The following is a 14657-nucleotide window of genomic DNA, read 5'->3' as shown; positions in this document are numbered from 1 at the left end:
CCCCTGCTCCCCACTCCCTACTCCCCACCCCTGTTACTCAAAGCAAAGTATATTTTATAACAAAAAATAATTACCAAGTTACTCAGTTTCAACTAGCACACAATTGACATGGGGTAACAAGACACGATACATGATGAGTCAACGGTTAAATTTTTTCAAATGAAAAATTTGATTAATTGCAAGTTTCATCAGTATCAGGAGGGTGATAATGGATGCCAACTTAATTGTTTTTAATATCCTGAATCCGCCAATCTTGTTTTTCTTTTTAGGGATGATTGCTGTTTTTGTCAAGTCTGATCTAGAAATTCCGGCACCAATTCCCAAACTCTTTTCGCTGTATCTGCTGTTGGCGATTGGCTTTAAAGGGGGGGTGGAACTGATCAAAAGCGGTATCACTCAGGAAGTAGTGCTAACACTATTGGCAGCGATGTTGATGGCTTGTTTTGTGCCAGTTTATTCCTTTTTTATCCTGAGACTGAAACTTGATACTTACGATGCAGCTGCGATCGCAGCCACCTACGGCTCTATTAGTGCTGTCACCTTTATTACTGCTAGTGCCTTTCTCAGTGAGCTGGGCATTGATTATGATGGTTATATGGTCGCAGCTCTGGCCCTGATGGAATCTCCAGCAATTATTGTTGGTCTTCTCCTGGTGAACATATTTACTACCGATGGCAAGCGGGACTTATCTTGGACGGAAGTCTTACAAGAGGCATTTCTCAATAGTTCCGTTTTTCTCTTAGTTGGTAGTCTTTTGATTGGTGTTTTAACAGGAGAACATGGTTGGCAGGTATTAGAACCTTTTACTCAAGGCTTATTTTATGGTGTTCTCACCTTCTTTTTGCTTGATATGGGAATAATTGCTGCCAAAAGAATTAAAGACTTGCAAAAAACCGGATTTTTTCTGATTTCATTTGCCATACTAATTCCAATAGTCAATGCCAGTCTGGGGCTGCTGATTGCCAAATTCATCGGTATGCATCAGGGAGATTCACTCTTATTTGCTGTGCTATGTGCCAGTGCTTCTTATATTGCCGTCCCTGCTGCCATGCGAATGACTGTCCCCGAAGCAAACCCTAGTCTGTACGTTTCTACCGCTCTGGCAGTGACTTTCCCATTCAATATTATCGTGGGAATTCCGTTATATCTCTACGGAATCAACCTGTTCTGGAGGTAATAATATGCACCTAGTTAAAAAGATAGAAGTGATTGCCAACTCCTTTGAGCTTGGCAAAATTTTAGATGTTTTAGACAAATCAAGTGTACATAATCATATTGTGATTCGTAATGTGGCCGGGAAAGGATTACGAGGTACAACAGAAGATTTAGACATGACAATGCTCGATAATGTTTACATCATCGCCTTTTGTATGCCAGAGGAAATCAAGCCTGTAGTCGAAAATATTAGACCACTGCTCAACAAATTTGGGGGAACCTGTTACATCTCAGATGTCATGGAGATTCGCTCTGTCAAATGTGTAGCATCTCTGTAAGAGGTTAATCAATCTGATGAAGCATTTTAGAGAACGTCGTGACTTTTTGAAGTTGGGGGTCACAGGAGCATTGGGGATGATGGTAACTGGCGGGGATTTACTTTGGCACAGCGAACAAGCTCAAGCTGCTACCCTAGCTACCTCTGAGTCCCTCGATGCCGATACTGTACTACAAAAGCTGATGGCAGGAAATCAGCGATTTGTGCAACATCAACCTCAATACCCTGATCAATCTGCGGCTAGAGTCCAGGAAGTCTCTCAAGCGCAACATCCATTTGCAACTATCCTAAGTTGTGCTGATTCACGGGTTTCACCAGAAATTATTTTTGATCAGGGTATTGGTGACATCTTTGATGTCCGGGTTGCGGGAAATATTGCTACGCGGGAAGTACTCGGTAGTATTGAATATGCTGTTGTGTTGTTAGGTACGCCCTTGCTAATGGTACTGGGTCATGAACGATGCGGCGCAGTTACAGCAGCTGTGCAAAACGAATCGCTGCTGGGTGACATTGGCAGTTTTGTTAAAGCAATCCAACCAGCAGTGACAAGAGTCAAAAATCAGCCGGGCGATGCAGTTGAGAATGCTGTGGTGGCAAATGTGCAATATCAAATTGAACGATTAAAGCGCTCAAAGCTCTTAACTGAACGGATAAAGACAGGCAAGTTAAAAATTGTGGGGGGTCGTTACGACTTGGATATAGGTAGTGTAACCATGATTACTTGAAGCACCATAATCATCAAGGTTGGGTTGAGGCGACAAAACCCAACATCTTCTCCCTGTTGGCGATCGCTTGACTTTTAATCCGTCACGCCTTCCAGTTCTTCATCAGTCAAATCATATAATTGACGTAACTTATCTAACTTCTCAGCTTCAGCTTGCCATAAACCCCGGCCATGCGCCTCCAACATTCTGCCGACAATATTACGGAAAGCTTCAGGATTTGCTTGACGTAACTTTTCCGCCATTTCAGCGTCTAAAGCATAAGTATCTGCGGCTTGGTCATATACCCAATTATCTTGAAAATCAGCAGTACCACCCCAACCAATTAACGCCGTCATCCGTTGAGAAATTTCAAATGCACCACCAGAACCCTGATTAGCCATTGCTTGCGCCCATTTGGGATTGACTAACTTGCTGCGGTACTCCATTCGCAGTAAATCTTCCAAATTGCGGGGTGTGGTATCCTTCGAGAAACTTTCCACAAAACTAGTAGTCACCTTCTTCCCGCGCTGCTTTTCTGCGGCTTTTTTCAACCCACCAGTATTAGCGTAATATTCCTGAATATCAGTTAAACCATATTCTACCGAATCGATTTCTTGAACGATGCGATCGCTTGTTTTTAACAACGTATTTAAAACCTCCGGTCTAGCTTGACCCTTATCTTGTCTGCCATAGCTAAACACATTACGACCTTGCCAAGTATTACCCAACTCATCCCCAGATTCCCAATTCCCATCAACCACCTGATCATTCACCAAAGAACCAAAATCACCAGCCGGATTAGAAAACAACCTCGCCGATGTATTTTCCACACCTTGCGCCTGTAAAGCTAAAGCGTGTTTCCTAATAAAATTCTGTTCCTCCGGTTCATCAGCAGTAGCCGCCCGTTGAAACAAATCATCCAACAACTCAATAATATTCACAAAACTATCCCGGAAAATCCCCGACAAATTACCCAAAATATCAATCCGGGGATGTCCCACCTCAGCCAAAGGCTTCAACTCATAACGCACAATTCTACCCGTACCCTCCTTCACAGGTACAGCCCCCACCAACTCCAACAGAATCCCCAAAGACTCACCCTTAGTCTTAATCGCATCCAAACCCCATAACATCACCGCCACAGTTTCTGGATAACTTCCATGTTCCTGTAAATGCTGGGCAATAATTTTTTCCCCAATCTCCCGTCCCCGTTCATAAGCCGCAGCAGAAGGCATCCGATAAGGATCTAAAGCATGAATATTCCTCCCCGTAGGCAAAACCCCAGCACCATCCCGTAACAAATCACCCCCAGGCGCAGGTGGAATATACTCCCCATTCAAACCCCTTAAAAGATTCGTTAACTCATCAGTATTTCTTGCTAATAAATCCCTGATTTCTCTCTCTTCCTCTTCCTTTTCTCCTCTTCTTTGCGAATTTTGCGAACTTTGCGGTTCGTTCTCCTCCCCAAAATAAGCCTCCAGATACCCCTCCAACTCCTCCTCATTCGGCGCTTCCCCCAAAATATGCAACCCAGAAGAAAACAACCGATTTTCCAACACCTGCAAATATTCGTACAACTTCAGCAAATAATCATCAAAAATATGGGCGCTAAACATCCGCACATTTTCCGGACTAAAAGCAATACCCAAACGTTTAGCCTCAGTAAACGGACAATCAGCATCCAAACCAGTATCAACAATCTTTTTACAAATAACTTCCTTCAACACATAATTCTTCTGCGGATCTTCGCGGTACTCAGCAATTAAATCCCGCAAAGAAATTAACTCCTTATACAAACCAGCACGACCATAAGGCGGAACATTGTGAGAAATCAACACCCCATAACCGCGACGCTTCGCTAACATCGACTCAGAAGGATTATTTGCCGCATATATATATAGATTTGGCAAATCGCCCAACAAAATATCCGACCAAGAATAACCCGTATTCCCCAAAGGCGAACCCGGTAACCATTCCACCGTTCCATGCATCCCAAAATGAACCACAGCATCAGCTTGGAACTCATTTTGTAACCATTTATAAAAAGCAGCATATTGGGGATGAGGCGTTAAATCCCGTTCAAACATTAACCGCATCGGGTCGCCTTGTAACCCCAAAGGTGGTTGCACACCAATCCAAACATTACCTAACTGCACACCACCAATTTGCAACTCATCACCGTAGGTTTTAATACCAGTCCCCGTCAAAGACTTCCATTGTTTTTCAATGCGGGATGTTCGCAGATATCCCAACCATTTTTCTAAAGTACGGGCGTTGACTGTGTTGGGGAGTCGGGAGGAATTTGATTCTATTTTCTCGTCGGCGACTTTGACCCAGCGAATTAATTCTTCGCCATCTGCTGGTAACTCACCAACGTCGTAACCTTGGTCTTTGAGGGCGTTGAGAAACTTTAACAAACTGCGGGGGACATTTAATAATGCGGCAGTACCTACAGCACCATAACCAGGGGGAAATCCATATAAAATAATGGCAATCTTGCGTTGAGATGCAGCTTTTTGGCGTAAAGCAATCCAACTATGCAACCTGCCAATTAAGCGCTGTACTCGTTCGGGAACTAAATATATTTTTTCACCTACCAAACCACCCAGAGGAACAGCATCAATCGCCCCATCTAATTCTGGTAAAGCATACAATACAACACTTTGCAGTCCGCCGATACCTTGCCGTGTCCAGGAATGAATATCTTGAATTAATAGAGGTGCAGCGACAATATAAGGCACATTTTTTGCTGAGAGGATGCGTTTTGCTACATCCACTTGACGGCCTGCTTCCATTGAACCAGCCGGGCCACCCACCAAAGGAAAGCCAATGGTGGAAACGATCGCATCTACTTTAACAGCTTCTGGAGACAGTGAAGGAGTTTCTGTATTACCTACTTGGCGTTGCTGAGTTTCATGTTCAGTAGTCATCCAGTCCCGTACTGCTACGTGTCCCTCGACACCGTTAATAAATATGGGTAAAGGAATTAAACCCGCTTCCTCAAAACGGCGAATTAGTTGGAGTATATATGGTTGTTTGGTGATAACGTGCTTACGATACAGTAAAATTCCGATGGTTGGGGAGTGAGGACTGGGAAAATGATGAAGTATTTGATCCCCTCGTCCCCTCGTCCCCTTGTCCCCTTGTCCTCTTCTGATACCAATCCAAATATTGACGGGGTGATGTAAAAAAGCCTTGATAATCGGGATGGAGTAATCCCATGTTGGGGGTTTCCAGGGGTGGGGGAATTTCACCAACTTTTAAATCTAAATATTTTTCTGCTAGTGTCCAAAATAAAGCCGCAACGTTTTCAGGGCCACCAGCGTTCCAGTAACCATAGATAATCAACCAGTTGCGTAAGTCTTGGACTTTCTGCACTGGGACAAATTTTAGGAGTTTGGGGCCAACTTTCAGAAAACTAATGTAACCAGCAAGTTTGTCTTCTTCTCGTCCGTTGCTGAATTTATCGAGGATGAATTTAACTGGTTTGGGCATTCCTTTGGGTTTGTCACCAATGGCAAAATCACCCAACTTGGTTAAACTCATCAATTCTAAGGCTGACTCAAACACTAGCCGGATGGGGATTTGGGCAATGCGATCGCGCAACCACAAAACTTGGTCATAATCAAATATTAAGCTGCCGAAAAATACGTCAGCACCATCTAGGGCGGCTGCTACTTCGGTGCGCTGAGTGGTAATATTGCGATCGCTTTGCTCGCCGAAGGCATCGCTAAACACCCGAATATCCAAATCAGGACAGCGCGAGTTAGCCAAAGCAGCTGCTGTTCGATACAAGTCAGCATTGAAAGATTCAAATCCAGCAATCAAGACGATGCGTTTCATGCCCAAGCCACGAAAGATTTCTTTACTTAGATCTTAAACGTGCTTTCAGTTAATGAAGCATCCCCCATCTCCCCATTTCCCCAATTTGGCAATTTGGCAGATTTCTTCACCACCAGGTTGGTATGGTGAAATTCGCAAATATCTTTGTGCGACAATACCGACTTGAAGAATCCCTCAGCTACAGGCTAACTGGGGGTCTTTTTTTTGCTTGTTTGATTGATGTACGGTAATTTTGGAAAAATTTAAAATCTCAATATTTCGGACTTATTTTGACTCAAGATTGTGAATATATAGCCCAATACGGTTCACTTAAGAGAAAAAGTAGGTTGGGTTGACGTAGGAAACCCAACATCATTATTGGCAGCATTGGGTTGCGCTATCGCTTAACCCAACCTACACCAATTGTAGTTTTTAGCCTTAACTGAATGGTATTGATATATGTCCTTATTCAAATCATTGATTTACATCCAAAAAATAATTAATTACAGATGAGCATCAATAAATCTGTATCCCATGTAAATGGTTATAACTCTATATTAAAATCTGGTGATAATATCAAAACAAAATTGGCATTTTAATCATGAAAATCTTATAAATGCTAACGTAAATAATGCTTGATACATTCATTTAAATTGAAATATAGTATCCTCTTGGAACTAATCAAATATGCATGAACAATAGGTTTGTGTCAAGTATTAAGTTCTAATTATTCATCTCAATATCGCTACGTCAATATACAAAGATTGCCTTAATGAAGCTTTTTTAAATAGAGATGTACAATAAAAATAACTGCCGACGGCTCACTATTACCTTTACGCCGATGGGAAGCTGCTTGCACTCAAGTTTTTGCATCCTGTAACTAGTCAATATGCAGTAAAGGTAGATAAGGAGCAGCATAACTGTAGGCAAAGGGAATATCTCGTAAAACCTGCCCTGAGAAGAGTTAACACCTACTGGGGCGTTAAATTTTGGAATCTCTACAATTACCACGATTTGAGTGGATTGACGCTCAATGACTAAATACTGTTTGCGGCTAGGCTGATGGCCCAGTCGATGTTTTGCCAATTTATCCGAAAGCATTTCCAGATTTAAAATCTAGAGGAGTCAATGAGCATCACTAATTTTACCAAACCAAAAAATGTCTATAAGCGTCCTGAGGAGGAACCCCATTTACCAGGAAAAAGCCCAATAAAAAATGGTGTGAAATGTGAAAGTCCCAAAAAAAGGGAGCCTACTATATCAAAAACTTCTGTCATCAAAGATGAAAATCGGGGTCGAGTAGCTATTTTTATTGATGGTGTCAGCCTCTTTAATACCGCTTTACAACTTGGCATTGAAATTGACTATCTCAAATTACTTTGTCATTTAACTGCGGGTTCACGGTTATTGCGCGCTTTCTTTTACACTATTGTCGATACTTCACGACCGACTCCTAACCGTCCACGTACTAATGAAAAGCAACAGGGTTTTCTATTTTGGATGCGTCGCAATGGTTATCGTGTAGTCATCAAGGAGGCTCAACTGTCGGATCACACCAAAAAACACAATTTGAATGTAGAGATTGCTGTAGATATGATCACCTTGGCTCCTTACTACGATACGGCAATCTTAGTCAGTGGAGATAGAGACTTATCTTATGCTGTGAATGCTGTAACTAGTACAGGTTCGCGTGTTGAAGTGGTGAGTTTGCGCGCGACAACCAGCGATAGTTTGATTGATGTCGCTGATGAATTTGTTGACCTTGATGGTATTAAACAGTACATTCAAAAGGATTCTCATCTCGGCTATAGTTATCGGGCGCTGTCTAATTCCAAGCTGTAATATCATTTGGGATTTTAGATTGGGAACTGCTCCTCAGTCTAGGTTCTGTAAATTCCCATTACAAATCCATCGAATTGGATTTTATCAAAAGATAAGGTTTAAAGCCGAGTGGAATTGTGGGCGATTTTTCTCCCCTGCCCCCTGCCCCTCTGCTTTTTCACTACTACCCTACCCACACCAAGGTAATGGAGTAGAATAGCAAACTGGGGAACTCTGCGTATTTTTATTGAATCCTAATTGCGATGGATATTTTGATTGTTGAGGATGAACCAGAAATTGCTCAGTTGATTCAACATTCACTAGATAAAGAAGGATTTTTCTGTCGCATCAGCCGCGATGGTGTCAATGCCTTGCGGATGTTTAAAGAACAACCACCAGATTTAATCATTTTAGATTTAATGATTCCTGGGTTGGATGGATTGGAAGTTTGTGCCAGGATTCGCCAGCAACCCGGTGTTAAAGATCCATATATTTTAATGCTGACAGCCAAGGGTGAGGAAATTGATCGCGTGATTGGCTTGTCTACTGGTGCTGATGATTACATGGTTAAGCCTTTTAGCCCCAGAGAATTAGTTGCTAGGGTGCGGGCATTATTACGGCGTAGTCTCCGCCAAGGAGGACAGCACCATGTGAATCGAACTCAACACTTTATAGTAGATGTAGACCAACGCACTGCCAGCCGTCAGATGAATGCCCAACCCGCAGAAATTTTAGACTTAACTACTTTAGAATTTAACTTATTAAGTACCTTTGTCAGCAATCCTGGTCGAGTGTGGAACCGCACTCAGCTAATTGACAAACTTTGGGGTGACAATTTTTTTGGTGATGAGCGGGTAGTTGACACTCATGTAGCCCGACTGCGAAAAAAAGTTGAACCAGATCCGGCTAGTCCCACTTTTATTAAAACTGTGGTTGGAGTAGGTTATAAATTTGAAGATTCCCCTATAGCGTGAGGATAATCAAGATGGGCTGGCATTGGGCAAAATCCTTGCCTTTGGCATCACGCCTCTTTGTATCCCACCTAGTGGTGATGATAGTGGGCTTATTTAGTCTTGTAATCATCAGCAAAGTTTCTTCTCCCCGCTTTTTTGTGCTGCACTTGGAAACGCTAGAAAGTCGGGGGGTGAGATTAATTCATATCCGGCGTGAATTGGTGCAAGGATTTGAAACTGCTTGGCGGCGAGGCACTGTTTGGTCTGTTTTAGTAGGTAGTACGGCGGCGGGAGGATTGAGTTACTGGGTATCGAAACGAATTATGTTGCGGTTGACAGAGATGGAACAAATCACCCAAAAGTTTGCCGCAGGTCAACTCGAAGCGCGGTTACCTTTGTCTGATATTCCGGAACTGCATCGCTTGGGAACTAGTTTTAATCAGATGGCAGCAAGTTTAGAAGGTGTGGAAGCACGGCGGCGAGAATTGATTGGTGATATGACCCATGAATTAAGGACACCGTTGACAGTAGTTCGCGGTTACTTAGAGGAACTAGCCGATGGCGAAATGGAACCGTCTCCAGAGATTTATCGCAGACTGGCTAAAGAAACTAGACGCTTAGAACGCTTGGTTAACGATTTACAAGAACTCTCAAAGGCAGAAGCAGGTTATCTGCCAATTAATATCCAGCCTGTGAATTTGTTTCCTTTATTAGAATCCTTGGTAGAGAAATTTAGCGACCAGCTACTAGAAGATGGCCCGGTGATGCGTTGGGAATGTCCATCCCCATTGCCACTGGTATTGGCAGATATTGACCGCACAGAACAAGTATTAGTAAATTTGCTAGGTAATGCAGTACGTTATACTACCGAAGGTAAGATTACAATTCGTGTTTGGACTGAAGCTAATCGACTTTGGATTGCTGTGATAGATACAGGCATTGGCATTGCCCCAGAAGACTTGCATCATGTATTTGAACGCTTTTGGCGGACTGACCAATCACGCGATCGCCATTCTGGAGGTACGGGTATCGGTTTAACTATCACCCGCCGTTTAGTCGAGTTGCAAGGCGGTCAAATTTATGTAGAAAGCAAACTGGGTATTGGTAGTACGTTTCGTTTTTTCTTGCCTTTGGCATAAAGGCTAGGGGCTAGTTTTTTATTTACAAACAATTGTCACAACCACTATGCACGGGTGTCATATGCAATTGCTAGTTTAAAAGTAATGAAATCATTCTTCTGCTCAATCTTCATTGCTCCTTATCCCCAGAGGGGGCTACGAGTTCCCCAATCCCCCATATGACTACTTTTCTTTTAGCTACATTATTGGTAAGTGTACTAACTGTATCTGGTGGTGCTGCGATCGCCTACTTGTTTCCTCAGCATCATTCCCAAGACTAATTGAAAAAAGAAATAGGCTCTACGTTGTGCAGGTATCAATACTGTTCAGTTAAGGCTAAAAAATAGAATTAGTAGTAGGTTGGGTTGACTTCAGGAAATCCAACATCTTCAAGACTTTGTTGGGTTGCGCTATCGCTTAACCCAACCTACTTTTTCTCTTAAGTGAACCGTATTGGTGCAGGTATAGGTTTTCTAGGATATGCGGCGAACGCTAACCGCTCACAAGCACAGATGTTAAAGATGACTCACTACTTGATCCGCGCTGGTGACTGGGGGTGACACCCCCAAGGACAATTACTACCAGCATGAATTAAAGTGAGTTAAATTAACTTGCTATTTTTCTGGCTTCGCATAATATTTTTTATTTTATTCAAAGAATATTAAACTGAAATCAGAGTATTTTTCATTAAAATTCCTGTTGCATATATCTAGATTTTATCAACCTTCATTATAGTATCTTTAATCAATTATGCAATCACTGTTAAGGAGGATTGGCAATGAATCAAATGCAATTAACTTTCAGTATTAGTTACTTATTGATGACCTGCTATTTTTTCAGCAATTGGCTCAGATTTTCTCTGCGTCATCATGCTTCTACTCCAGAAGATAAATTTCTTTCATTGATTATGTGTTTAATGACAATTATCTTCTGGCCTTTGATGATTTTAATGTCTGTGTGGGAAATATTTAAAAAACGAAAAATAGATATAAATACTACAATTCCTGTTATTTTAGTGATATTTGCAGTGAGTTTTTCATATTACTTAATTTATTTATATGAGCATGGTTTTTGCTATCAAAATTTATTCTGCTCTTTAGCATCATAATGTCGGAGGTTTTAACTGTCATGATTTAATTATGGGACGGGTGAAAACACCCATTCCACAAAATAATTGGGGACATTTTGGTATTTATCAATCCCCTGCCAATGATTATGGCTGCACCAAAGATAGGATGATGCCTACAAGGGAACCTAAAAGTAACACCATACTGCTGATAGAACTAATGGCAAAGCCAATGGCTCGTTTTTCAGCGGCTTGATAATAACCCCACGCATAGGCAATACGTCCCAAAAGCCAAATTGCACCAATACCTGCGCCCCACAATGGGCTGACATAAAAAGAGAATAACCATAAAGCAGGTAGGAAAAAAACCATTTGCTCTAGGGTATTTTGTTGAACGCGCACCACTCTTTCAAAGTCAGGATTTCCTGACATTTGGGGAGGTTTCACCTTGTATTTGGCTCTGGCTCGACCAACATTAATAGTAATAACCAAGTATAGAAGCAACGTCAGAGCAGTTATGAGACTAATCCAGGGCGACATATCAAAATCCTCATGTACTAAAAAATTATAGAAAATTCTGGGGTTAGCAGCGGTTTCATATTTCTAACTGGAGGTTAGTACATAATGTGTAATCAAAAATTATGATCTGTTCATGAATTCAAAGAGGGTGCTATCAAAAGTTCTTCTCACGAACCTAATCGGGAAGATCAAACTGATGAGGTGACTTCCCATGTTGATGCAGCTGACTTGACATCTGCCATGATTAAGCGAGTGCAAGAAGGTGTGGTTGCGGCTAGCGATCGCGCTGTGCGCCAGACAATCGCAGAAGTTCTCCAACGCCTGGAAGCCATGAGTCAAGGGCATCCAGAAACCAGAGTTCATGCTATGGTGCGTCGTTGTGTATTGCGATCGCTTATTCATGCACTGTTTCGGGTACGAGTCGAACACCTCGACAGGATACCTGAAAAACCAGCCATCCTCGCTGTCAACCATCTCCACCACATTGATCCGTTGCTGCTGCTGGGAGAACTCCCCATTCATCCCCACTATTATGTCCTTGGTGACGCGCGTACCCTTTATAACAAGTGGTGGAAGCGTCAGATTCTGCGTTTAGTGGGAGGTGTCATTCCTTTAGAACGAATCTGGAAAGAAGAAGTAGCTGTCATCGAAGCGGCTAAAGCTGGACGAAATGACCTTGTTGAACTGGCTAAAGTAATTGAGGAAACAGTACCTACAGGGGGAGATATCCAGACACTACGACAAATAGACCGCATTGTCCAGGGTATTTTGTCTCAAGGTGATGGACTGGTACTGTTTCCCGAAGGACGCTTGGGAAGTGCTGAGGGTAAGTTGTATCTCCCCCTCAAGCGAGGAACTGTAATTTATGCTTTGCGGGCTGGTGTCCCCATAGTACCAGTCACCTTAACAGGCACGTATGATCTTTATTTAGGCAAAGAGTTAACTGTGTGCTTTGGGGAGCCGTTATACTTTTCTCAAACTTCCAGAGTCAAGCGACAGGAAGTAGATACAGCTTTGGAAACATTGCAAAATGCCATGCTGAATTTATTACCCACTAACTATCAAGAACCACAAGGGCCAAAGCTGTTACGTAATTTCCTCAATCACATGTTGTGGTAAATTCTTATTTTTCCAAAAAGTTATTAATTTTGAAATTGGAAGTTCCCTCCCAACAGTGGTTCAAAGATGCACTTACTTGAGCATCGGCTGCATCAGTCAATTCTCTAGAAGCATTAAACTGCACTGCTGTGACAACGTATTCAAAAATAATTACAAACTCTTTTTGGGGGGAAATTCTCTCGACAACAATTGTTTCCCCTACCTTGGGAATTTGCGGTAAATTGACCACAAATGTTTCCAGTTTGGGTTTATCTAGTGGATTTTTAAAATTGAAGTATTTACAGTAGACAATAATTTTCACGCAAAAAACCACCAATAGCACTCAACAATTAAAACTTCAAACTGCCTAGTTTGAAACGTAAAAATTAATTATAGTCAGTATTTTGCTAATTTGTGGCAGATAAATTAAATGTGGGCAACTTTAATCTCACCTACCCCGCCATAACCTTTGTAATGCCTGAAAAATTTTTGCAACTATTTCTTCTAGCCAGAGAATAGCATGATCAAGCCATTCTAGAAGTTGCTCTAAAGGATGTTTATCATAACCTATAAAAGTTGCTTCTACATCTATCCAGTCTGGCTGGGTTTCAATTTGGGTATTTTTGTGACTCTTAGTTATGGCTTGGGAAGTACGGGCTTTATTGAGTTTTCCAGCTGTTGGTTGAGTCGTGGTGAGATTGTGGTTTACTTTTTTCTTTGGTAATAAACTAAATTTAGTTTTTGGCTGGCTACTATTCAATTGTTGGGTTGAACTAGAAACGGTGACGGGATTTGGTTTAGATGTAATTGGCGGCTCAGTAACAGTATCAACCTTACCAAACAAATCACTCCAATTCAACCAAGGATCTACCGCTAAAACTTCATGTTGAGATTGGCTGGTTGCAGGCAAAACCTGGAAGCGATTTTTAGCAGATAATCTTTTTCCTGGGGAATAATTATTACTATATTTTGGCTCGAGTTTTTTACCTTTATTCACACCAAAAAAGTAATTCAGCGCCGCTTCAATTAAAGCCTGAAAATTTAGTGTGTGAGTTTCTAAACCTTCAACAGTTGCCGCCATATCTCCTCTAGCGGCTACTTGTTCTTTACCATAAAGGAATATATCTAGCTGTAATTGGGCAATGCGAACAAGTTCCTGGCTACGCTGTTGTGCAGGTAATACAGCATTGGTTTCTAACTTGGCAATAGATGCATCTAAGAAGGCTAATAACTTATCGGTAGGTAATAAATCTTTTGGTATCCCCTCAGCAATTTGGGGAATTTTAGCTGTAGTATTACCAGTCAGCTTTGCCAAAATTCGCTGAATTTCTGGTAGTAACTCCGCTGCTTGTTTATTTGTAGCTAACTGCCAAGAATGCCAGTAGTTACCAATTTCACTAATAATTCTGGCTTCTAATTTAGCTTGCTGCTGGGATGTCAAAATATCTAAAATTTCGTTATTGCTACTAACAAGTACCAAATTACGATTTACCAAGTTTGTGGCAATTCCTCGTACCAATGGCAAATGGCATTTGAGATTGGCTGATTCGTTATTTGCAGTTGTTAAAGATGGTGGAGAATTGGACTTAGTTGCAGGATGAGGAACCAATTTCGCCCACAAAGAACTCAAAAATTTCAGAGGTGCAGAGATTTGGGTGTTAGTAGTATCTAACTCCGATGCTAAACTTTGTACTGCTTCTAGTACTTGCTGAACAGGGGTATCAGCAGGTGGAGGAGTTTCCCCTAGGAAGTCGGTATCATTTGGTTGTAACTGCGGTCTGGATGCTGGTTCTTGAGTCCCCAGTATTTTGCCATCTGATGCGGCTGAATGCAAAAGTAAGTACAAGGGATAAAGTAATACTTGCACACCCCACTTAGTAGCAACTTGCACATGGCGCAAGGTATGATCCCACTGTGATGTCAACCGCCGAGATTGCTGGTGGACAAAGTTAAAGAGTCTGCTTTGATAACGGCCAGAGGAACCAGAGGACATGGTGGTGATTTGTGAGTTTGAGTCTGGTTTAGTTTTGATACCAAGTTGGTATAGATAATAAGGTTTAAAAT

At 41.8% G+C, this 14657-nt stretch carries 10 protein-coding genes and 1 pseudogene; 7 read left to right on the top strand and 4 right to left on the bottom strand.

Features of this window, described 5'->3' with window-relative positions; all coding sequences use genetic code 11:
• The first annotated feature begins 208 nt into the window (after window positions 1–208).
• The 3 genes from ACM0OS_RS18060 to ACM0OS_RS18050 are packed head-to-tail and all read left to right on the top strand — an operon-like array spanning window position 209 to window position 2217.
• Window positions 209–1177: a sodium-dependent bicarbonate transport family permease gene (locus ACM0OS_RS18060; protein ID WP_414544582.1), complete on the top strand. Its 969-nt coding sequence runs from the start codon at window positions 209–211 to the stop codon at window positions 1175–1177.
• 4 nt (window positions 1178–1181) lie between these two features.
• Window positions 1182–1493, top strand: coding sequence for a P-II family nitrogen regulator (locus ACM0OS_RS18055; protein ID WP_414544581.1), 312 nt, complete (start codon window positions 1182–1184; stop codon window positions 1491–1493).
• A 16-nt stretch (window positions 1494–1509) separates the two neighbouring features.
• A complete protein-coding gene (locus tag ACM0OS_RS18050) occupies window positions 1510–2217 on the top strand; it encodes a carbonic anhydrase (RefSeq protein ID WP_414544580.1) in 708 nt (235 codons plus the stop codon).
• Window positions 2218–2291: 74 nt separating this feature from the next.
• Here the strand turns inward: ACM0OS_RS18050 and bchH are convergent.
• Window positions 2292–6039, bottom strand: a pseudogene (gene bchH, locus ACM0OS_RS18045) (magnesium chelatase subunit H).
• Between the two features lie 1107 nt (window positions 6040–7146).
• Here bchH and ACM0OS_RS18040 point away from each other — a divergent pair.
• From ACM0OS_RS18040 to ACM0OS_RS18030, 3 genes are all read left to right on the top strand, one after another.
• Window positions 7147–7860, top strand: a complete 714-nt coding sequence (locus ACM0OS_RS18040; RefSeq protein WP_414544579.1) for an NYN domain-containing protein — start codon at window positions 7147–7149, stop codon at window positions 7858–7860.
• 242 nt (window positions 7861–8102) lie between these two features.
• Complete coding sequence (locus tag ACM0OS_RS18035) at window positions 8103–8813, top strand: response regulator transcription factor (RefSeq protein ID WP_414544578.1); 711 nt, start codon at window positions 8103–8105, stop codon at window positions 8811–8813.
• A gap of 11 nt (window positions 8814–8824) precedes the next feature.
• Complete coding sequence (locus ACM0OS_RS18030) at window positions 8825–9931, top strand: sensor histidine kinase (protein WP_414544577.1); 1107 nt, start codon at window positions 8825–8827, stop codon at window positions 9929–9931.
• Between the two features lie 1192 nt (window positions 9932–11123).
• Here the strand turns inward: ACM0OS_RS18030 and ACM0OS_RS18025 are convergent.
• The gene (locus ACM0OS_RS18025; RefSeq protein ID WP_414544576.1) at window positions 11124–11516 is read right to left on the bottom strand and encodes an MAPEG family protein; all 393 of its coding nucleotides are present in this window, start codon (window positions 11514–11516) and stop codon (window positions 11124–11126) included.
• A gap of 219 nt (window positions 11517–11735) precedes the next feature.
• Here ACM0OS_RS18025 and ACM0OS_RS18020 point away from each other — a divergent pair, with 219 nt between their 5' ends.
• Window positions 11736–12614 (top strand): lysophospholipid acyltransferase family protein, encoded by an 879-nt coding sequence (locus ACM0OS_RS18020; protein ID WP_414544584.1) that lies wholly within the window; start codon window positions 11736–11738, stop codon window positions 12612–12614.
• A gap of 4 nt (window positions 12615–12618) precedes the next feature.
• Here the strand turns inward: ACM0OS_RS18020 and ACM0OS_RS18015 are convergent, their stop codons facing one another.
• Both ACM0OS_RS18015 and ACM0OS_RS18010 read right to left on the bottom strand, forming a co-directional pair.
• Window positions 12619–12915 carry a hypothetical protein gene (locus ACM0OS_RS18015; protein ID WP_414544575.1) on the bottom strand — a complete coding sequence of 99 codons (297 nt, stop codon included), beginning with the start codon at window positions 12913–12915 and terminating at the stop codon, window positions 12619–12621.
• Window positions 12916–13041: 126 nt separating this feature from the next.
• A complete protein-coding gene (locus ACM0OS_RS18010) occupies window positions 13042–14586 on the bottom strand; it encodes a hypothetical protein (protein WP_414544574.1) in 1545 nt (514 codons plus the stop codon).
• Between the last annotated feature and the right edge of the window lie 71 nt (window positions 14587–14657).

The sequence above is a fragment of the Nostoc sp. CCY0012 genome (assembly GCF_963920855.1).
GTDB lineage: Bacteria > Cyanobacteriota > Cyanobacteriia > Cyanobacteriales > Nostocaceae > Cyanocohniella.
The sequence above is the reverse complement of the archived record's forward strand: the minus strand, read 5'-3'. Positions and strand labels throughout refer to the sequence as shown.

What these genes read in the sequence shown, in the direction of transcription:
- ACM0OS_RS18030 (WP_414544577.1), top strand. Translation starts at nt 8,825, where the DNA reads ATGGGCTGGCATTGGGCAAAATCCTTGCCTTTGGCATCACGCCTCTTT.
- ACM0OS_RS18035 (WP_414544578.1), top strand. Translation starts at nt 8,103, where the DNA reads ATGGATATTTTGATTGTTGAGGATGAACCAGAAATTGCTCAGTTGATT.
- ACM0OS_RS18025 (WP_414544576.1), bottom strand. Translation starts at nt 11,516, where the DNA reads ATGTCGCCCTGGATTAGTCTCATAACTGCTCTGACGTTGCTTCTATAC.
- ACM0OS_RS18010 (WP_414544574.1), bottom strand. Translation starts at nt 14,586, where the DNA reads ATGTCCTCTGGTTCCTCTGGCCGTTATCAAAGCAGACTCTTTAACTTT.
- ACM0OS_RS18040 (WP_414544579.1), top strand. Translation starts at nt 7,147, where the DNA reads ATGAGCATCACTAATTTTACCAAACCAAAAAATGTCTATAAGCGTCCT.
- ACM0OS_RS18050 (WP_414544580.1), top strand. Translation starts at nt 1,510, where the DNA reads ATGAAGCATTTTAGAGAACGTCGTGACTTTTTGAAGTTGGGGGTCACA.
- ACM0OS_RS18055 (WP_414544581.1), top strand. Translation starts at nt 1,182, where the DNA reads ATGCACCTAGTTAAAAAGATAGAAGTGATTGCCAACTCCTTTGAGCTT.
- ACM0OS_RS18060 (WP_414544582.1), top strand. Translation starts at nt 209, where the DNA reads ATGGATGCCAACTTAATTGTTTTTAATATCCTGAATCCGCCAATCTTG.
- ACM0OS_RS18020 (WP_414544584.1), top strand. Translation starts at nt 11,736, where the DNA reads ATGATTAAGCGAGTGCAAGAAGGTGTGGTTGCGGCTAGCGATCGCGCT.